The sequence below is a fragment of the Streptomyces sp. NPDC111520 genome (assembly GCF_055635295.1).
The window spans coordinates 24,999-44,349 of sequence record NZ_JBVKBW010000037.1; the positions used below are offsets into that span (position 1 = coordinate 24,999).

13 protein-coding genes and 1 pseudogene are annotated in these 19,351 nt (G+C 70.0%); 8 read left to right on the plus strand and 6 right to left on the minus strand.

What is annotated here, in order from left to right:
* Positions 1–5: 5 nt before the first annotated feature.
* Together ACZ7MY_RS41615 and ACZ7MY_RS41620 are read right to left on the minus strand one after the other, a co-directional pair.
* Entirely contained in the window at positions 6–1,049 is a 1,044-nt protein-coding gene (locus tag ACZ7MY_RS41615; RefSeq protein WP_499611249.1) for an ABC transporter permease, read from the minus strand.
* 14 nt (positions 1,050–1,063) lie between these two features.
* The gene (locus tag ACZ7MY_RS41620; protein WP_499611251.1) at positions 1,064–2,662 is read right to left on the minus strand and encodes an ABC transporter substrate-binding protein; all 1,599 of its coding nucleotides are present in this window, start codon (positions 2,660–2,662) and stop codon (positions 1,064–1,066) included.
* Positions 2,663–2,998: 336 nt separating this feature from the next.
* On the opposite strand from ACZ7MY_RS41620, the gene ACZ7MY_RS41625 reads away from it, so the two are divergent.
* On the plus strand, positions 2,999–4,087 hold the full coding sequence (locus ACZ7MY_RS41625; protein WP_499611254.1) for a Glu/Leu/Phe/Val dehydrogenase family protein: 1,089 nt from the start codon (positions 2,999–3,001) through the stop codon (positions 4,085–4,087).
* A 357-nt stretch (positions 4,088–4,444) separates the two neighbouring features.
* Here ACZ7MY_RS41625 and ACZ7MY_RS41630 read toward each other — a convergent pair whose 3' ends face one another.
* Positions 4,445–5,089, minus strand: a complete 645-nt coding sequence (locus ACZ7MY_RS41630; protein WP_499611255.1) for an aggregation-promoting factor C-terminal-like domain-containing protein — start codon at positions 5,087–5,089, stop codon at positions 4,445–4,447.
* A 672-nt stretch (positions 5,090–5,761) separates the two neighbouring features.
* On the opposite strand from ACZ7MY_RS41630, the gene ACZ7MY_RS41635 reads away from it, so the two are divergent.
* The 4 genes from ACZ7MY_RS41635 (at position 5,762) to ACZ7MY_RS41650 (ending at position 13,801) form a co-directional block, all read left to right on the plus strand.
* Positions 5,762–9,607, plus strand: a complete 3,846-nt coding sequence (locus ACZ7MY_RS41635; RefSeq protein ID WP_499611257.1) for a S8 family serine peptidase — start codon at positions 5,762–5,764, stop codon at positions 9,605–9,607.
* 621 nt (positions 9,608–10,228) lie between these two features.
* The gene (locus tag ACZ7MY_RS41640; RefSeq protein ID WP_499611260.1) at positions 10,229–11,320 is read left to right on the plus strand and encodes a GlxA family transcriptional regulator; all 1,092 of its coding nucleotides are present in this window, start codon (positions 10,229–10,231) and stop codon (positions 11,318–11,320) included.
* Between the two features lie 40 nt (positions 11,321–11,360).
* Positions 11,361–12,371, plus strand: coding sequence for a GlxA family transcriptional regulator (locus tag ACZ7MY_RS41645; protein ID WP_499611263.1), 1,011 nt, complete (start codon positions 11,361–11,363; stop codon positions 12,369–12,371).
* 143 nt (positions 12,372–12,514) lie between these two features.
* Positions 12,515–13,801: a sensor histidine kinase gene (locus ACZ7MY_RS41650; protein ID WP_499611266.1), complete on the plus strand. Its 1,287-nt coding sequence runs from the start codon at positions 12,515–12,517 to the stop codon at positions 13,799–13,801.
* Between the two features lie 215 nt (positions 13,802–14,016).
* Here ACZ7MY_RS41650 and ACZ7MY_RS41655 read toward each other — a convergent pair whose 3' ends face one another.
* Both ACZ7MY_RS41655 and ACZ7MY_RS41660 read right to left on the minus strand, forming a co-directional pair.
* Entirely contained in the window at positions 14,017–14,535 is a 519-nt protein-coding gene (locus ACZ7MY_RS41655) for an ATP-binding protein (protein ID WP_499611268.1), read from the minus strand.
* Between the two features lie 364 nt (positions 14,536–14,899).
* Entirely contained in the window at positions 14,900–15,871 is a 972-nt protein-coding gene (locus ACZ7MY_RS41660) for a pirin family protein (RefSeq protein WP_499611271.1), read from the minus strand.
* A 658-nt stretch (positions 15,872–16,529) separates the two neighbouring features.
* Between ACZ7MY_RS41660 and ACZ7MY_RS41665 the strand changes: the two genes are divergently transcribed.
* The 3 genes from ACZ7MY_RS41665 to ACZ7MY_RS41675 all read left to right on the plus strand — a co-directional run bounded on the left by ACZ7MY_RS41665 (position 16,530) and on the right by ACZ7MY_RS41675 (position 18,911).
* A complete protein-coding gene (locus tag ACZ7MY_RS41665) occupies positions 16,530–17,720 on the plus strand; it encodes a serine hydrolase domain-containing protein (RefSeq protein ID WP_499611274.1) in 1,191 nt (396 codons plus the stop codon).
* A gap of 582 nt (positions 17,721–18,302) precedes the next feature.
* Entirely contained in the window at positions 18,303–18,467 is a 165-nt protein-coding gene (locus tag ACZ7MY_RS41670) for a hypothetical protein (RefSeq protein ID WP_499611277.1), read from the plus strand.
* A gap of 39 nt (positions 18,468–18,506) precedes the next feature.
* Complete coding sequence (locus ACZ7MY_RS41675) at positions 18,507–18,911, plus strand: hypothetical protein (protein WP_499611280.1); 405 nt, start codon at positions 18,507–18,509, stop codon at positions 18,909–18,911.
* Positions 18,912–19,167: 256 nt separating this feature from the next.
* Here ACZ7MY_RS41675 and ACZ7MY_RS41680 read toward each other — a convergent pair.
* Positions 19,168–19,351, minus strand: a pseudogene (locus ACZ7MY_RS41680) (IS701 family transposase); the annotation flags it as partial.

A 19,351-nucleotide genomic window follows, 5' to 3' on the forward strand; every position in this document is an offset into this window, starting at 1 on the left:
GTTTCTCAGCTCCTCGTGAGGGTCGAGCGGGGGTCGAGCAGACCGAGGGCCAGATCGACGACGAGGTTCACCACCAGCACCACCGCGCCCAGGAGCAGGACGATCGCCTGCACCAGCGGGTAGTCCTGGGCCACGATCGCGCCCACCACACTGCTGCCGAGACCGGGCCAGGCGAAGACGTTCTCGACCAGGACGCTGCCGCCGACCAGCGCGGCGAACAGCAGGCCGCCGACGGTGAGTCCTGCCGTCAGCACATTGGGCAGCACGTGGCGCAGGTAGAGCAGCCGGGCGGGCAGGCGCTTACTGCGGGCAACCCGCACGTAATCCTGGCCGAGGACGCGGGCGGTCTCGGCGCGGATGATGCGCGCCAGCTGACAGCTGGGGCCGAGGGCCAGGGCGAGCACGGGCAGCAGGTAGGAGTCGAGTGTGTCGGCGCCGGCCGGCGGCAGCCAGGGAAGGGTGACCGCGAAGACGAAGACCAGGCCCACACCGATCAGGAAGTCGGGGACGGTGGTGAAGACGCCGGTCACGCCGGTGAAGGCGGAGTCTGCACCGCGCCGGCGACCGCCCTGGGTGGCCACGGCCATCCACATGCCGACCGGGACCGCCGTCAGCGCGGTGAGCAGGACGGCCAAGCCGGCCAGCTCCGCGGTGGCCGGCAGCCGCGTCGCGATGACCGACGACACCGGATCGCCGCTGATGATCGAAGTGCCGAGGTCTCCGGTGAGGACGCCCCCCAGGTAGTGCAGGTACTGCGTCAGCAAAGGCTCGTCGAGGCCGAGTTCGGCCCGACGGGCCGCCACCACGGCGGGGTCGGCCGTGATGCCCAGAGCGGAGCGCACCGGATCCCCGGGAACCAGATGGACAATCAGGAACGAGGCCGTGACGACAACGAGCAGCGAGACCGCCAGGCGCACCAGTCGTCCGACCAGGAACCAGGCCCGGGGGAAGGAACGCCGGATGTCCTCCCCCCGGTCCACCGCGCCTTCGGGAACCGCCCGCGAACCGTCGCGCGGGCCCGTCACGGGCCCCGGGGATGGCTGAGCCATGGGGTGCTGTCTCCTCAGTGGGCACGCAGCCGGATGCTGGTCGGCAGGGGCATCTCGCCGGAGATCTCGAAGGTCGCACCGCGCCCGAAGTAACTGACGTACTTCTGGGCGATGGGGACCACGTCGGCTCCGGCGAACAGCGCCTTCTCGGCCTCGGTCCACAGCGCGCAGCCGGGCCGGCCGGGGGTCTGCACCGCCCGGGCGACCAGCTGCTCGTACGCGGTGTTGCGGATGCCGGCGAAGTTCGATCCCTCGGGGGAGCCGGGACCCGAGAAGAAGCTGACGCTCTGCGACGGCAGCTGGGTGGCCAGGGCGATCATCGGGGCCACGTCCCAGTTGTCGCCCTGGAAGATCGCCTGCAGGAAGGCGGCCGAGGTCAGGGTCTTCACCTTGACCTCGACGCCCAGCTTCCGCCACGCGGCGGAGAACAGCTCCATGCCGGCCGGCAGGTTCGGCCGGTCGGAGGCGTACATCGCGGTGAGGCTCAGCCGGGTGCCGCCCTTCGCCCTGATCCCGTCCGCGCCCTTGAGCCAGCCGGTCGCGTCCAGCGCGGCGGCCGCGGCCGCCTCGTCGAACGCCGGGATGCCCGCCGCGGCACCGGAGTCGTCGCAGATCAGCGGCGGCACGCCCATCGTGGTGTCACCGATCTTGCCCTGCCGGTCGGTGAGCACGGCGGCGATCTGCCCGCGGTCCAGGGCCTGTGTGAGCGCCTTGCGCACCACGGGGTCGGCACCGGGGTGGCCCTGGTGCTGGTTGAACACCGCCAGGATCCCGCCGGCCTCGAAACGGTACTCCTTCATGGTGCGCACCAGCCGCTCCCGGTCGGGGCCGTTGACGACACTGCCGTTGAGGCCGCCGCTGGTGAGGAGGTTGGCCGCGGTGGTGTCGTTGCCGACGACCTTCAGGACGACCTTCTGCGGTGCCCCGGGCACATTGATCCGGGCGCCGCCCGGCCCCCAGGCGTACTTGTCGCGGCGGACCAGCGTGTAGTGGTCGTTGGGGACGGCCTCGGTCAGCCTGTACGGGCCCGATCCGCTGGTCTTCCTGGCGAGTGCGGTGGGGTCGGCCGTACCGCTGCCGCACACCACGTAGAAGGCGGACAGCGACTGGAGCAGCAGGCCGTCGGGCTTGCCGGTGGTGATGGTGACGGTGCCCGCGGCGTCGTCGGCCCTGGTGGTGTAGTCCGTGCTCGGTAGCACGATGCCCAGCAGCGGTGAGGCGGCCTTGGGGTCCTTCAGGTAGTCCAGGTCCTTGCTGACGACACTGGGGGTCACCGGCGAGCCGTCGGAGCACGTGACGCCCTTGCGGAGGGTCAGGGTGACCGACGAAGGGGTGACGTCCCACTTGGTCGCGATGCCCGGGACCGGGTTCCCTTTGTCGTCCAGGACCACCAGCGGGTCGTAGGCGAAGGAAAGGAGGTCGTTGGCCGCGGCGACCACGGTGTGATACGGGTCGAGTTTGCCCGGGTCCTGCGCCAGGGTCGCCGTGAACGTCCCGTTGCGGACATAGGCGCCCCGGCCCTCGCCACCCGGGCCGGAGGCCCCTGCGGCGCAGGCCGTGGCGGCGAGTGCGATCGCGCACAACACCGCTGTCTTGGTTCCGTGCAGTCTCATGAGGAGCCTCCAGCAGCCCACCGTGGCGGTGAGGGATGCGCAGGAGCATCCAGCCGGCACGCCCCGGCCGTCTTCGTCGAAGGCCACCAGATGGACGCCGTGTGTTCGTCGCCGGGGCCCAAGGGGCCGGATCCGCGGGCACGGTCCGGGGCGGTTGCCTTTGGCGCGCCGGGGGTGCCGTGGAGCCCACTCCCGTGGGCGTGGATCGTCTGCTCCGCACAAGTTCCGCTGCGGCGTTGTGCGCGCCCGACGAAGCGGCACGGGTGCGGCGGCCCGGATGCTGTGGCCGATCCCGTGCCAAGGGTGCGGGGCCGCCACGACACGAAGGGCAGACGGATGCAGGACGTCGCAGCGAAGCAGGACCCGCTCGGGCACGAGTGGCTGGTCATCCGCCGCGGGGCGCGATCCGGCGCGACGCTCATCGTCGCGGTGCACTCGACGGCGCTCGGCCCCGCAGTGGGCGGATGCCGGATGCGGGCCTACCGCCGCTGGCAGGACGGACTGACCGACGCGCTGCGGCTGTCGGAGGCGATGAGCTACAAGTGCGCCGCGGCCGGTCTTGCCCACGGCGGCGGGAAGACCGTGATCGCGCTGGATGAGGACACCGATCCCGCACGCGTAGACCGGCGCGCGGTGCTGCTCGACGTCGGCGACCTGGTCGCGGAGTTCGGCGGCCGGTACAGCACCGGGCCCGACGTCGGCACCTCGGCCGAGGACATGGTGGTGGTGCGGGAACGCACCTCGCACGCCCTGTGCCTACCAACGTCCCACGGCGGCTCCGGATCTCCCGCGGCGCCGACCGCGACCGGGGTGCTGGCCGCACTACGCGCGGTATCGGCGCACCGCTTCGGTACCACATCGCTGGCCGGGCGCCGCATCGCCGTCACCGGACTCGGCGCGGTCGGCGAGCGACTGGCACGGAGCATTGCCGAGGAGGACGTCGAGCTCAAGGTGTCCGATGTGGATGATCGCAAAGAGGCGCTGGCCAAGGAACTCGGCGCGGAATGGGTCGAACCAGGAGAGGCGATCACCACCGACACCGAGATCCTCGTTCCGGCCGCGGTCGGCGGCATCCTGCATGGCGCCGTGGTTCCCCGGCTGCGCTGCTCGGCGATCGTCGGGCCGGCGAACAATCAACTCGTCACCGACGACGTCGCCGAGGACCTCAGGAGACGGGACATCCTCTGGGCCCCCGATTTCGTGGCCAACGCCGGAGGCGTGATCTACGCACTCGCCCGCGAGATCGAGGGCATCGGACACCACGAGGCGATCGACCGGGTACACGGAATCGGAACCGCGCTCGCCCGGATCCTCACGGACGCCGAGCGTGCCGACCGGACGCCGCTCGCGACCGCGAACGACCTCGCGACCGCCCGGCTTGGAACGGCACCGGGCTCCAGCCGGATCTCGGCGCACCGGTCCTGAACCGTCCGCCTTCGGCGGGGCGCGAGCCGGGCGGTGACCACGCACACGAAACGAGTGTTGCGCTGTCTTCCCGCCGCTTGAGGACGTCGACCCGCCACGCGCTGCCTGCAGGGAAGCGCTCGGCACCTGGCAGGGCTGACGCGTTCAACCCGCCGGCCGGGCCGACCGACATGTTTTCCAAACTGTATGACCGCGGTGTACCGGCAGTGGTCTGTCACCTTGTTGACGACGAAGTCCGCTGCAGCAATGGCGGTGCCGTCGCTGCGCACTGCCAGGATGCTGGAGGGGGCCTCACTCCGACCAAGGCGATTTTGTCGGCGGTCATGCCGTATGGCGCCGTCGTGGCGCAGCGGCTGGTCAGTACCAGTGGTTGGTCTGCCAGAACGACCAGGCGTCGCAGGGGCTGCCGTAGGCGGCGTTCATGTATTTCAGCCCCCATTTGATCTGGGTGCGTGGGTTGGTTCGCCAGTCGGCGCCTGCGGTGGACATCTTGGTGCCGGGCAGGGCTTGGACGAGCCCGTATGCGCCGGAGGAGGCGTTGGTCGCGGTGTAGTTCCAGCCGCTTTCTCGGGTGACGATTTGCGAGAAGCACTGGAACTGGGTGGAGTCGCCGATGATCTCGCGCGCCATCGCCTGGATTTCGGCGGTGGAGTAGGAAGCCGCCACTGCCTGGGCGGTGGCCTTCTTCTTCTCCACGGCCTTCTTCTTGGCCTCCTTGCGGGCGGTGGCGTCTTTGGCGGCCTGCCTGCGGGCCGATTCCTCGGCGGTCTTGCGCGTGGTGGTATCAGCGGCGTCTGTCTGAGCCTGCACCTGTTGTATGAGTGAGGCCTGCTGGACCTGCTGGCCGGCAGGTATGTCCGCGAGGACGGTTGTCGCGTCGGGGGCGGCGACGGGTTGCGGGCCCGGCTGTTCGCCTTCGGAGGCGACACCGACGACAGCGCCCACGGTGGTGACTGCAGTGGCCGAAGCCACCGCGAATCCCCGGACCGAGATCCGGCTCACACGGTTTCCTTCCAACATCGCCCGCTTGGTGACCTCACGGGCGTGAACATGCCCCTGTGCACCGGCTTCATCGTCGTGTGCCGGTGGCAGGAACCACGGGACCGGTGGGCTCACGTCGGATGCGAGAGTCCGCTGATGCAGCGCGGGCGCCCACGGCGGACCTTTCAATTCTGAAGTTTCCGTGCACCTGGTGGTTACGGGTGGGCCATGGGCAGGGCCTTAACGGGTCGACAGCCTGCCTCACCCGGACACGACTGCGCAATGGCCGGCGGCGCTGCGGGGCGAGGGAAGCGCCTGGCTGATTCGGGTCGGGGATCACTTGCGGAACAGCCGATTGCTCACGGCAACACACAGGCCCTGGGTGGCCGGAGTTGGGGATTTCGTGTCCGCTCTTGTGGCTGACCGGTGATCGCGTTACCTGGGAGCATCCGCGTGTCCGGATCCGGATCACCGTGCAGGCTCCAGGACTGACGGCCGCTCAGCTGTTGGTGAGTGCCGTCGACGACGTTACTTCGCCGGCACCCCGGTGGAGAAGCGGCGGCACGGCCCCCGTCAAGGGCGTGGCCTGGTGTCACGGTCCGCGCCCCGACGGGCCGTGACACATCACCCCCGACCACAAGTGAGGGCTCATTCATGTCGTGGAGACATCGACTGGCAGTCACGGGATGCGCGGTGGCGTTGCTCGCCACCGGCGCCGTCCCAGCCTCCGGGCATTCTCCGGAACCCCGTAAGGCCGGCGTAGCGAGCGCGGCCGAGGCACCGTTCGGCCGGAGCCGGCAGATCACGCTGATCACCGGCGACCGGGTGGAGCTCGCCACCGGACCGGACGGCAAGCAACTGGCCGCCGTGCACCCAGCACCGGGCAGCAGTGGGCACATGACTGCCACCGTCAAGGGTGAGATCCATGTGTACCCGTACTCTGCGCTGCCGCTGATCAAGGCCGGCAAGCTCGACAAGGAGCTCTTCAATGTGACCCGGCTGGCGTCGTACGGCTACGACGACGCGCACACCAAGTCGCTGCCCCTGATCGTTACTTACGGCTCGCCGTCGGGCGTTCGCGCCCAGGGCGGGGTGAAGCTCGCCGCCAAGGCCGCCGTGCCCGAGGGCAGCCGTCGGACCCGGGTGTTCGCCGGGATCGACGGAGCGGCGCTGAGCGCGGACAAGGGCCGGGTGGGCGAGTTCTGGGCATCCCTGACCGGTTCCGAGGTCCCGGCCAAGGGGGCCGCGGCCGCCGCGGGCGCTTCCGCGCCGACCCGTCTGACCTCAGGCGTCTCCAAGGTCTGGCTGGACGGCAAGGTAACGGCCGACCTGGAGCAGAGCGTGCCGCAGATCGGTGCCCCGCAGGCATGGAAGGCCGGCTATGACGGCAAGGGGGTGAAGGTCGCCGTCCTCGACACCGGCGTCGACCCGGATCACCCGGATCTGGTCGGGAAGATCGTCGAGGCCCGCAACTTCAGCCCGACCCCGGATGCCGTGGACCACAACGGCCACGGCACCCATGTCGCCGGCACTATCGCAGGCAGTGGTGCCGCCTCGGACGGTCGGCGCAAGGGCGCGGCGCCGGGAGCACAGCTGTATGTCGGCAAGGTCCTCGACAACGGCGGCTCGGGCACAAACTCGGCCATCATCGCGGGCATGGACTGGGCCGCTCAGACTGGTGCGCCGGTGGTGAGCATGAGCCTGGGCGGGGGCGCCACGGACGGCACCGATCCCCTGTCCAGTGAGGTCGATGCCCTCACCGCGAAGTACGGCACCCTGTTCGTCATAGCAGCTGGAAACGCTGGCGCCGAGAGCACGGTGGCGTCGCCTGGTGCTGCCGACTCCGCCCTGACCGTGGGTGCAGTCAGCAAGCAAGACGTGCTGGCCCCCTTCTCTAGTCGCGGCCCGCGGATCGGAGACTTCGCCGTCAAGCCGGACCTCACCGCGCCCGGCGTCGACATCGTCGCCGCCCGGGCGGCGGGAACCCAGCTCGGCGGCCATCCGATCGTCGACGAGCACTACATCGGCGTCTCGGGCACCTCGATGGCCACGCCGCACGTCGCGGCCGCAGCCGCGATCCTTAAGCAGGCGCACCCGGACTGGACTGCCAGTCGGCTCAAGGACGTTCTCGTCGGCAGCACCAAGGCGCAGCCCGACGCGCCGTACGCCGGTGGCAGCGGACGAGTCGACGTGGCGCGTGCGATCACCCAGCGGGTGATGGCCGACGCGGCTGTCGAGTTCGGTTCGATGAAACCTCCGGCGCCCGGCACCCCCCTGCCGCCCCTGGAGCGTACGGTGACGTACCGCAACACCGACGACAAGGACGTCACCCTTGACCTGGCGCTGGCGGCCAATGCGGCAGCGCCGTCCGGTCTGTTCAGCCTCCGCAACCCGTCGGTGACGGTCCCCGCAGGTGGCACCGCGACGGCCACCGTCGACGCGGCTGCGGGAGCACGGCCGGCCGGGCTGTACGGCACCCAGCTGGTGGCCACCGAGCGCGGCGGCACCGACGTGGTCCGCACCTCGGTGGCGCTGCGGATCGGTGCGCCGGACCACAAACTCACCCTCCGCTTCCGGGATGCCCACGGCAACGTGCCGTGCTTCGTGGAGCCGAACATGCTCTACGACCTGAACGGAAACGTCGCCCAATTGGGCCTGCCGGAAGACGGCGTCATCACGATGACGCTCCCGGAGGACCGCTACGGCCTCGCCTCCATGATCCACACCTGCACGGCGGGCACGGTAGACGACCACACCGAATACACCGTCGCCGACGTGCCGGAGATTGATCTCACCAGGGACACCGAGATCACCCTGGACGCCCGCAAGGCGCACCCGGTCACGCTGCGCACCCCCCGGCCCGCCGATCCGTACGGGGCGCTGGTGACCAGCATGCGACGGAATTCCGGCGAGGACGTCTGGGCGTTCCAGTCCTCCGTACCGGGACACGGCATCCGGGTCTCGGCGCTGCCTACCAAGCCGGTGACTTCGGGTGACTACTTGCTCAACCTGGGGTGGGAGGGACACGAGCCCCTGTTCAGCGCTGCGACCGCCCAGATCCCCGACCGCGGCCGAACGGCCGGGAAGCGGCTAAGACTGCACCCGCACTACGTGATCGAGTCACCGCGCCTGGACGGCCGTCGCAGCGTGCCGCTGATCCACGTCAGGACCGGAACCGAGGCTGAGCTGCGCAAGCACGACCTGCGCGGTGCGGTCGTCGTCGTGGAGGTGGACAAGCCCATCGAGGTGGTGCCGGTGGCCCGGCGCTCCCGCGAGCGCGGGGCGATCGGCCTGATCGGCGTCACCCGTGCCCAAGAGATGCACCTCTACTATCCCCAAGGGCTCCCCCTGCCGGTGATCCGGCTCACGGTCGACGAAGGTCAGGCCCTGGTCCACATGTTGGACGGCGGGCGGGGAACGTTCTCCTTCGACGCCGTCGCCCGCGAGCGCTACACCTACTCCGGCTCGGTACAGGCCCAGCACCAGATCCCGGACGCGCCGGTGACGGGCGTGTTGACGGCACGTAACTCCGCGCTGATCGATCGTGTCTACCACAGCGAACGCGCACAGGTTTGGATAACTCAGTTCCGGGTCCTGCGGACCCCGCTGGGCACCCTGATGCAACAGAGCGACAAGTACGAGCGGCCGACGAATACACGGATCCAGGAATGGCACCAGGCCAACGGTGACGTCTATGAAACCAGCGTCGGCCGGCTGTTCGCAGCGGGCACCGGCCTTGACGAATCGACGCACGGGCAGTATCGCCGCCTGACCCCCGGCACACACCTGCAGGAGACCTACGGCCGCAGCGTGATCAGGCCGCGGGTTCCGACCCACACCGCACCCTTCTCCATCATGGAGGCGATCCTGGATCCGCAGCCGAAGCCGGCCGACCCGGGTGCGTACCGCCACGCCGACGACATGGGCCTAGCGGTGTCGGCCGCCGACGACGGGGCGGGCCCGGGCCGGGAGCACAATGGGCCCGGCATGCTGGGCAAGGTCACCAGCTCGCTCTACCGCAACGGCACGAAGGTGGCGGACTACCTCAACCCGAGCATGGCGATGTACCGCGCCGCGGACCCGTCCCCGGCGGCGTACCGGTACGTCTACGACACCGACCGGGAAGGCCTGAGCTGGAGTCAGGTGGGGACCAGGACGCACACCGAGTGGTCCTTCACCTCACGCCGCACCAAGGACGTTACGGCGCTGCCCCTGGTGCAGGTGGACTACGAGGTGCCGGTGGACCTGAAGAACCGGGCGCCCGCGGGCAAGCGGTTCTCCTTCGGCCTCACCAGCTACCAGATCGAGGCCTCGCTGCCGAGGATCACCGCCATGAAGGCGTGGGCCTCCGTGGACGACGGCACGACCTGGACGCCACTGCACCTGGCCAAGGAGCCCGGCGGGCGGTGGCAGGCCCGGACCGCCAACCCGGCGGGCGGTTTCGTCTCGCTGCGCATCCTGGCCACCGACGCCGCGGGCAACTCCGTCGACCAGACGGTGATCCGCGCCTACCAGGTGGCCGATAGCCGGCAGCACTGACCCGCAAGAAGGGTAGACATCCGGACTCGCCCACCCCTGGCCGGCCCCCTCTCTCGCCCACCAGCGAGAGAGGGGGCCGTACGCATGGCCGCTGGCAGGAGCCAAGACACCTGCGTTATCAGAGCATCGCCCGGGTGGCCCGGGCCCGTGGCATCCGTACAGACGGAGGCACCGGATGAGGAGAACGTGGGTCTGCCAGGGATAGGGACGTAGGGCGCACCCCCACCGGCGGCGGTGCGCCTTTGGTCACTGTCGGTGAACGCGCCGTGCCGGACATGCGTAAGGCATCGTCCGTAACAGCCGACATTCCCAGTTGGCGCGTCGCGACCGCCACCACTTATGTGAGCGCCTACGGCGTGGGACACACGCGGTCTTCGACATGGCCACCAGCGGCTCCTCCGACATCGCCTTCTACGCCGGCCAGACCGACCGACGATGCGCCTGCTGCCTGAACTTTGCGCTCCCGTCGTGAGTGCCGGGGATCGGGCGGGCAGGAGCCGCCCGCCCGATCCCCGCACACTGCCCGGCCCGCCCCGGTTCGGCTCTCGTGCGCAGTGATGGCCGGATACGAGGGGTATCGGTCCTTGCCCCGCCGTGAGGCATGGCCCGAACCTGGCAGTCATGATCACCTCGAACGGCCCGTCCGGCGCAGGCAGGCGTCCACGTACCCACCTCGTCGTGATGGTCCTCTACGACGGGGTGCAGGCGCTGGACGTCACCGGGCCGATGGACGTTCTGGCGTCCGCCAACGTCCACGGCGGCTGCTACCAGGTTGTTGCCCTGTCTCCCGGCGGTAAGGAGGTGCGGACCACGTCCGGGCTGCGGCTTGCCGCCGATGGGATGCTTGAGGAGTGGTCCGGGCGGATCGGCACGCTCATGGTTCCCGGCAGCCCCAACTGGCGCGTGCCCGTGGAAGACCACGGGCTGATCGAGGAGTTGACGCGGCTGGCCCGCTCGGCCGGCCGAGTGGCCTCCCTGTGCGCGGGGGCCTTCCCACTGGCGGCCGCGGGCCTGCTGGACGGGTGCCGTGTGGCCACCCACTGGCGGCAGGCCGACCAGTTGGCCGCCCGCTTCCCGTCGGTGCACGTGGACCGCGATGCGTTGTTCATCCGTGACGGACGGATCATCACCTCGGCGGGCGTGACGGCAGGCATCGACCTGACGCTGTCGTTGGTGGAGGAGGATCTGGGGTCCGAGGTGGCGCGGGCCGCGGCCAAGGACTTGGTGGTCTTCATGGCCCGGCCGGGCGGGCAGTCCCAGTTCAGTGTCCGGCTGCGCGCGCGGTACTGCCACAGCGCGACGGTCCGCGCAGTGCTGGACGCTGTGGCGGCCGCTCCCCATGTGGATCACCGGCTGGACGCGCTGGCGGCCCGGGCGGGGGTGAGCGTGCGCCACCTTACCCGGCTGATCCGTCAGGAGACCGGCACCACGGCCGCCCGGTTCGTCGAGGAGATCCGCTTGGAGGCAGCGAAGGGGATGCTCGAATCGGGCACCGACCCGTTGGACACGGTCGCCCGCAGGAGCGGATTCGGATCCGCGGAAACACTGCGCCGTGCGTTTCAACGCGAATTCGGGATTGCCCCCGGTGCCTACCGTGCGCGTTTCCGTACTACGCAGCCGGAATGCCCCCGGGCGTCTTCCGGACCCGGCGGCGCAGTGCCCGCAGGCCAGGTGGCAGCCGCACTAGGCGGTGGGCCTGACCACGGTGGGTGACCGCCTTGCCCGTAGGCGGGGGCGGGCGGAGGATTTTCCCATGGACGGGCGAAGCGGGCGGATCCGGCCGCACCTGGTGGTGATGGTGCTGTTCGACTGCGTCCAGTTGCTGGACGTCACCGGTCCGCTGGAGGTGTTCGCCGCCGCCAACGACCAGGGCGCCCGCTACCGCTTGCTGACCGCATCCTGCGCGGGGCGGGAGGTGGTGACCACGGCGGGTGCGCGGCTGGCGGCGGATGTGGCCCTGGAGGAGTTCACCGGCAGAATCGACACCCTGATCATTCCCGGCCGCCCCGACTGGCGCACGGCGGTGTCGGACGTTCCCCTCATCGCCGGGATCGGCCGCCTGGCAGGATTCTCCCGCCGGGTGGCCTCGGTGTGCGCCGGTGCGTTCCCGCTCGCGGCCACGGGACTGCTGGACGGGCGCCGAGCGGCCACCCACTGGTGCCTGGCCGGCGACCTGGCCAGGCACTTCCCCTGTATCCAGGTCGATACCGACTCCATTTTCGTACGCGACGGGAAGGTCATCAGCTCCGCCGGGGTCACCTCCGGTATCGATCTGGCCCTGTCACTGGTCGAGGAGGACTTCGGGCCCCAGGTGGCGCGTGCGGCGGCGAAGTATCTGGTGGTCTTCATGGCCCGGCCGGGCGGCCAGTCACAGTTCAGCGTCCGCCAAGCCGCCCGGCAGCCCCGCCACCAGGTGGTGCGGCAGGTGATGGACGACGTCACGGCCGACCCCGCCGCCGATCACAGCCTGGAGGCGGTGGCCGGGCGGGTCGGCATAAGCGTGCGCCAGCTGACCCGGATCTTCCGCACCGAGACCGGGCTGACCGTGACCCGCTTTGTGGAGCAGATCCGCATCGAGGCGGCGCAGGGGCTGCTCGAGTCCGGCACCGACCCGCTGGACGTCGTGGCCCGCCGCTCGGGTTTCGGCTCCGAGGAGACCCTGCGCCGCGCCTTTCAGCGAGAACGCGGCGTCACCCCGGGCACGTACCGGGCGCGGTTCAGGACCACCTTCACGGCCCACTCGGCCGTCGCCCACGCCCACTGACCGCCCCTTCCCTTTCGTCCGGCCCGCCCGCATATTCGGCCGCATTTCCCGCCGAACGGGCCAAGGCCTTCATTTCGCGCCGGATTCGGAAATCCGCCGGATTTCTTGCACGTTGCCGAGTCCGTAACGCGAAAGGGGCCGCTTTGGCTGTCATCGACAGACGTTTTCTTCTTCCACAACAGGCGCGCAGGCATGGGCGTCTGGAGGCCCTTGCCCGGCGTCGCCTACCGCGTGCAGCAGTTGACCTCCTGCTCGCCCCCCTGCTGGCGGTGGCCGCCCTCACGGAAGCCGTCGATCCTGCGTACCCGACCGGACACGGCCTGGACGCGGTGGGCATCGCCTTGGCCCTGATGGTGGGAGCCCCCTTCGCGGTGCACCGTCGGTGGCCGGTTGCCGCACTGCTGGTCGTCGGCGCGTCGGCGGCTGTCCTGCAGGCCCGGCACTCCATCCCCGCACCGGTTGCCGGCGCTGGCACCGCCATCGGCACGGTGCTGCTTGCCGTCGCCGTGGCGGTCTTCCTCACCACCGTCCGCTACGGACGCTGTCCCACCTACCGGCTGCTGGCCGGGACGGTACTGGCAGCCGGCGGCACCGAGGTACTGATCGGTGGTGCCGGCGGCCTCGGCTCGGCCCTCGTTGTGGCCGTCTTGGTGGTCGCCGCGTGGGCTTTGGGCTGCTTGGTGCGGGCCCGCCATGCCATGGCGGCCGAGACGCTGGAGCATGCGGCCGCGCTCAGGCGGGAGCAGGTCGCGCTGGCGCGCACGGCCGTGGTGGAGGAGCGGGCCAGGATCGCCCGTGAACTGCACGACATCGTGGCCCACCATGTGAGCCTGATGATCGTGCAGGTCATTGCCGCCGACCGCGTCCAGACCAGCAACCCGGGCAAGACCCGGGAGCTGCACGCTGCCATCGAGGCGACCGGCCGGGCCACCATCGCAGAGCTGCGGCGTCTGCTGGAGCTGCTGCGCACGGAGGAGGACGAGGCGGTGGCGGGGCGCTCGCCGCAGCCGGCGATCAGTGACATCCCCCCACTGCTGGACTCCCTGCGTGAAGCCGGGCTCCACGTGGAGGCGACCTCCACGGGCGTCGCCCGCCGCTTGTCGGCCGGCACCGAGCTCACCGCCTACCGGGTGGCACAGGAGGCGCTGACCAACACGCTCAAGCACGCCGGGCACACGCACGCAGCCGTCACCTTCGACTGGCAGCCGGACTGCCTGACCGTCACGGTGCGCGACGACGGCCCGCGTGCCGACACCCATGCCCCCCATGTGGTGCCGCCCGGCGGCGGCCACGGCTTGGTGGGCATGCACGAACGCGTCATCGCCGCCGGCGGCACCCTGCACACCGGCCCGCAACCCGGCGGCGGCTTCCTCGTTTGCGCCGTCCTGCCCCTGACCCCACCCTGCGACAACGAAACGGACCGTCCTTGACGACCAGGCCTCGCCGTGCACGAGGACAGCCGCCGCCACCATCCGACTGCCTTCCCCATCGCACAGCGAAATTCCGGTGCCCGCATACACATTCACCTGCGAACGCGGACCACGCTGCTGCGACGAACGCCCTCGGCAGGACGGGGCCGGCCCGCTGCGACCCTGCTTGGCCGGCGACGCAGGAAGCCCACGCGTCGACGCGCGGGGTCACCGGGTCACGCCACGCCGGCGGCAGGTTTCGCCGCCGGTCTCCCGGCCGTCGTCACGCGCAGCACCGCGCCCACACGCCATCCTTCCGGCTCGCGGGTCACCTCGATCGTTTCGGCCAGTGCCTCGACGATGGCCAAGCCGCGGCCGTGCTCGGCCAATTCCTGCGGGATGACAACCCGGTGCGCCGCCAAAGGAGCTCCGGAGTCCGTCACGCACATATACAGCCAGTTCGCCTGCTGAAGGAGGCGGATGCTCATTTCCGCATGGCCGTAGCGGACTGCGTTGGCCGCCAGCTCACTGATCACCAGGGCGGCCGTGCCGAGGTCGTCCGCACTGACCCCCCACAGGGTGAGGAGGCCGGTGGCCCAGCGGCGGACGACGCTCACGCTGGCAGGCTCGGCGGGCAGCGCCACCACAGCTGTTTGGACAGGACCCGCCACCGGCAGCGTCGTGCGGCGTGGGGCGTCCACGGCCAAGACGGTCTGGTGAGCCGCAGGGCTGGGATGACGCGGACGGGACAGCATGGCGACCTCCGGGGTCCCTGTGCCGCGGGGGATCCGCCCGGCACATCGTGGGCAACCGGGTGCGCCGGTGTGGTCATGGCCGGGCCCCCGGACCCGTTTCCCACGATTTTGGCCCTCCGCGCAGTCCACCCATGGGCGCAGTCCGCCCCCGGATCCGCGGTCGGCGCGAAGTCACGGCTCCGCGGCCCGGTGACTTGTTCTCGGAGCACCTTTCGACGGTACGTCGCAGGGCGGCCGCACAGGCATGCGGGCCGTCGTCGGCGGCGGGCGGGCCGGTCACCATCGCCGATGTGGCTGCCCGTACCGGCAGGCGACGCAGGTGGGCCGGCCCTGCGGTCCTCGGGCGTCCTGGCCGGACCGTCCCTTACGACGTGCCGCCGTCCAGGTGGGCTGCGGGAATGTGTCCCATCCTGCCCTGCAGGTGGTCCTCGATGGCCTGCCGGATCTCCGCCTGGGTGTTCATCACGAACGGGCCGTAGCGGGCGATCGGCTCCCGCAGCGGCACGCCGCCCAGCAGGAGTACCTCAAGACGCCCGGTCCGGCCGCGCTGGGACGGCCCCGCCTGAACGGTGATGGCATCTCCCGCTCCGAACACAGCGAGTTGCCCCTCCTCCACGGGCCGCTTGTCTGCGCCCGCGCTCCCCGATCCCTGCAGCACATAGACCATCGCGCTGTACTGCGGATCCCATGCCGTCCGCAATTGTGCCTGCGGAGGGAGACTCGCGTGCGCATACACGATCGGCGTGTAGGTCACGCCCGGACCGTGGTGGCCGCCGAGATCTCCGGCGATCAGGCGTACCAGCGCACCGCCGTCGTGGGAGGTCAGCAGTTGCAGCCTGTCCGCCCGGACGTCCTGGTAGCGCGGTGGCGCCCACTTGTGGGTCCGCGGCAGGTTCACCCACAACTGGATGCCGTGACTCAGACCGCCCTTGGCGAGGACCTCTTCGCTGGGGACTTCGTCGTGCAGGATGCCCGACCCTGCGGTCATCCACTGGGTGTCCCCGTCTGCTATCACGCCTCCGCCACCGTTGGAATCGTGGTGTACCACGGTGCCGTCGATGACGTAGGTGACCGTTTCGAACCCGCGGTGAGGGTGCCGGGGCGCGCCCTTGGCCTGATGCGGCTGGTAGACGGTCTCACCGACGTGGTCGAGCAGCAAGAACGGGTCCGCGTCGGGCAACGCAGCACTTGGGAACGGACGGCGCACCACAAAGCCGGCTCCCTCCCGCTGCTGGTGTGCGGTGACTACACGGTGGACGGGGCGGTCGGTGGCGGCAGCGTCAGGGCGGGGGAGGCGGGGGAGGATCAGGAGATCCTCGACGGTCACGGCCGGCATAGCGGTCCTTGTGCGGACGACGCCCCACGGCGACGACGATCCGCCGGGGGCACCGGTGTCTCTGCATGGGGAAACATGGACAGGCAGGCCGCTCTTCAGGGGGTGCGACCGATGCCGGGCTGATGCCGGGGCGCCCGACGCCTGCGACGCCTGCGATACGGCCCATGGCGCCGTACCGCCCCAGGAGCTTGTACCGCCGAATCTAACTCGCCGACGCAGCACGATCGCTGCCGGAACCGGTCACAAATACCACGTATCGGGACCAGGGCTTTGTGGTCCCTATTCCTGCCGGGCAGACACACCTGGCTGGAGCCGGCCAGCGCGTCCGCCGCTGCGTGACCGGCTTTCCGCCGGCCCTCCTTGCCCTCCGGCCGCTGCCTGCAGTCGCCGCAGCACGGTCTCTTGCCCGGTCCGCCTTCGGAACCAGCGCAGATGAGCGCTCACCTGTCGGGGGGAGACGCAACCTCCGCCACGAGGCTGAGGCGATGACGGTGTTCCGGGCGCCAGGCTGGACTCCGCGCCGCCTTTCCATGGACGTCGCTCGCCATCCGGGCGGCACACCGGGTGATTAGCCGGTGTCCCGCCCCTTCTGGGAGAGGGCGCGGCGGCGCGTTTGAACCCGAACCGTAGATGACACCTGTGCTTGAGAGGATTCTTCATGCACCTTCCCTTGCTCGCCGCCGCCACCGTGCTGTCCGGAGCCTTGGCCGTGCCTGCGGCTGCTCCCGCCTTCGCCGTCTCGGCCCCTCCCGCGGCTGCCGCCGCGGCCACGTGCACCGACCTGGCACACCGGCCGGGCGGGGCAGACCACGCCGCATGGCGCAAGGCCCTGGACGACCTCGTCGCGGCGGGCGTGCCGGGCGTCGTTGCCGAGGTACACGACGCCCGCGGCACATGGACCGGCACCAGTGGCAGGGCCGACCTGCACCACCGCCGACTCCCGCCCACCGACGGCCGGTTCCGCGCCGGAAGCACGACCAAGACATTCGTCGCCACCACGGTGCTGCAGCTCGTCGCCAACAAGAAGGTACGCCTGGACGCACCCATCGAGCACTACCTCCCGGGCGTGGTGCCAGGCGGGCACGACATCACCGTCCGGCAGCTGCTCAGCCACCGCAGCGGACTGTACAACTACACCGACTCCCTGTGGCATGGGAGCCTTTCACAGCTCTACCAGGCCCGCTTTCGCCACTGGTCGCCTCGGCAGTTGCTCGCGGAAGCCTTCCGGCACGGCCCCTACTTCGCCCCCGGCAGCGCCGGCCACTACTCCAACACCAACTACATCCTGCTCGGCATGCTGATCCAGAAGGTCACCGGCCACAGTGCCGAGCAGGAGATCACCGACCGGATCATCCAGCCCCTCAGGCTCAACCACACGCACTTTCCCGGCAGCTCAGTCCGCATTCCCGGCCCGCACGCACACGGCTACCTCCGCCTTGACGGCCCGGATTCCCCGCTCAACGACATCACCGAAGTAAGCATGTCCTGGGCATCGACGGCCGGTTCACTCATCTCCACCACCCACGACCTCAACCGCTTCTTCAGCGCACTGATCGGCGGAAAGTTGCTGCCGCCGCGCCTGCTTCACGCCATGCAGGACGCCCAGCCACTACAAAGCGGCACGATCGACTACGGGCTCGGCCTCAGCCGCCTGACCGACCCCTCCTACGGCACCGCCTACGGCCACATCGGCAGTGCCCCCGGATACAGCACCTACAGCTTCACCACAGCCGACAACAGCCGCCAGGTCACTCTGTCCCTCAACACCCTGACCGACTCGCAGAAGCTGAAGGAGGCCACGGACAGCGCACTGAAGACACTGCTGAGCCCTCCCACCACGTCGGAATAACAACCTCCGGCACAAACAACCCTGTCACAGGCGCGCCAGGCCTTCGCGCACTCCGCGCCCTGCAAGGCCACCGGCCGCGCCGCTCCTGCCTGTTCGTCCCATGGCGGGCTGCTCTACACCCGCTATCTCGCCCCCGGTCTTCTCGGGGACCTTCGGAGTGTGGACCACAGCCGTCCCCGGCACCGCTGTGGTCTGCCGGTCCTGGACGCCGAGGCCGTGCCGGGCGCGTGACGGCTGGAACCCGTCAACCCGCTCCCGTGCCCTGGTGGCGCGCCTCTGGCGGCGGTGCAGAAGGTGGTGGCCTGTGACCTGACGGTTGTCCATACGCGGAGTGGCCGCGGTGGCGCAAGCGGCGCTGCCTGACCTACGCCGCGCTCGATGAGGCCGCGGACCATGCGTGCACCGAAGGGGAGCCGTTCCACCCGGGCTGCCACCAGCACATCCGTGACCGGCTTCCCGGCTCATCACGCATCACGCATCCGGGGGCTGGGGTGGCCCCACGCTCTCGAGCGGCCGCTTCCTTCGGCTGCTTCGGCTGCTCCGGTGTGGTCGGTGTGCGGAAGGCCCCCGAACCTTCTGGACGTGACGGGGGTGAAGGGTCTGGCCCGAGTCGCGGGCATCGCGAGCTTCTGGATCCGCAAGGGCATCGCTGACCGTGTTGAGGTACTCAACCGGGAACGACTGGTCCTTGCGATCTCAGGGCTCGACGTCCGCGTGCTCGATGAGCCACACGCGCAGAACACCTAGGGCCTGTCCGGCGGATCATGGCAATGGCAGATTGTGCCCGTGAGTTACAGCATCTTTCTGCTCCGGTTCGCGGACGGCGAGGTCGTCGCCCTGGACGTCGAACGATTCCGACAGGTGACGGAGCCGTACGTGGTAGCGGGCGGCCTGGAGGAGGGCTTCTCCCAAATCCGCGCGGAGGACGGGGGCGAGGCAGACCTCTATCACTCGTCTCAGGGCGAGGACGGAATGTCGTGCGTGACAGCGACACACTTTGCTCGCGGCGCGATGAGCGGCGTGCTCGCCCGGCTGGCGACAGCGCTAGGGGCCTCGATTGTCCCTCAGAACAGCCGCGCACTGATCTTCCACGAGGACGAGCGCCAGCATCTTCCTGCGGTCCTCCAGGGGGAGGCGGCTGTCATAGCCCCCACGGCGGACGCGCTCCAGACGGAATTCGACGCGCTCTGAGCGTCTCCGCCCCCGACGAGTGCGCTAGACCCGAGGGGAACCGCAATCACCAGGGGCTAGTACTGCAACGGTCTTTGCTCTGACAGGTGAGCAGCTTCCGGTGGTATGTGACCGCGTCGTTTGTAGTGGCTGGTGCGGGCTTGGTGTTGTCGTCGGCGTCGCCAGTGTGACCAGTGCAGGACGTGGTCGATGGAGTGTGGTCGGCGGTGGGTGAGTCGGGTGATCAGGCGTCTGAGCTCGGGGAGGCTGAGCGGGATCAGGTCGGAGGATCCGTTTCTGCTTTCCCGGCATCCAGCTCGCGGGCTCGCAGGACCGTCAGGCAGGCGTGGGCGGCGATGGCCAAGGTGATGTGGCGGTGCCAGCCGTCGTAGCGGCGGACCTGGTAGTCATCGAGGCCGCACTCGCCCTTCGCGGTCTGGAAGCACTCCTCGATGGCCCAT